Genomic DNA, 696 nt, shown 5'->3' with positions numbered 1-696 from the left:
TACTTGCATGCTCAAGGAGATATAAAATGACCCACTCGAGTACGCGAAGACCCAATTTTAGCAACAGTGCTCTTAGCTCTCTGCTCTGGGCTAATGTATGCACAAATCCCCCGCACGCTATCATATCAAGGTGTGCTAACGGATAGTTTGGGTAATCCGAAACCGGATGATTCGTATTCGATAACATATCGATTATACGAAACCAGTAGTGGAGGAATTGCTATCTGGACAGAACAGAAAATACTGCAAGTGAAACGAGGTCTCTTTAGTACAATACTTGGCGACCAAGTTCCTTTTAGTGCAGATGTTAAATTTGATAGACCATACTGGATGAGTTTACAAGTTGCGGCAGAGCCGGAATTACTATCGAGGATTCCGCTTACAGCAGTTGGATACAGTTTGAACTCATCTTATTCCGACACGGCGAAGTTTGCACTTTCCACTCCCCAGCAAGCATTCGTTGACAGCTCACGGATTGCAGGAACTATTCCAGATAATACAGTTACTTCACCAAAAATCCTTGATGGAACTATTTTGTTTTCCGATATTGGTATAAATGGGGCTGCAGCAAATCAGGTAATAAAACGAAATCCTGGAAACACCGCCAGGATAGCGGGTGAGGACGAAACTGGAATCGCAGCAGCCTGGAATCTCACAGGCAATGCAGGTACTACCGAAGGAACTAATTTTGTTGGC

At 44.0% G+C, this 696-nt stretch carries 1 protein-coding gene; it reads left to right on the top strand.

Translation table 11 applies throughout. From position 1 onward, the window contains the following. Nucleotides 1–93: 93 nt before the first annotated feature. The coding region (locus QME58_14440) for a hypothetical protein (protein MDI6805011.1) at nucleotides 94–696 on the top strand (603 nt) is incomplete at its 3' end.

The organism is Bacteroidota bacterium, assembly GCA_030017895.1.
Classification (GTDB): domain Bacteria; phylum Bacteroidota; class Ignavibacteria; order UBA10030; family BY39; genus JASEGV01.
The sequence above is the reverse complement of the archived record's forward strand: the minus strand, read 5'-3'. Positions and strand labels throughout refer to the sequence as shown.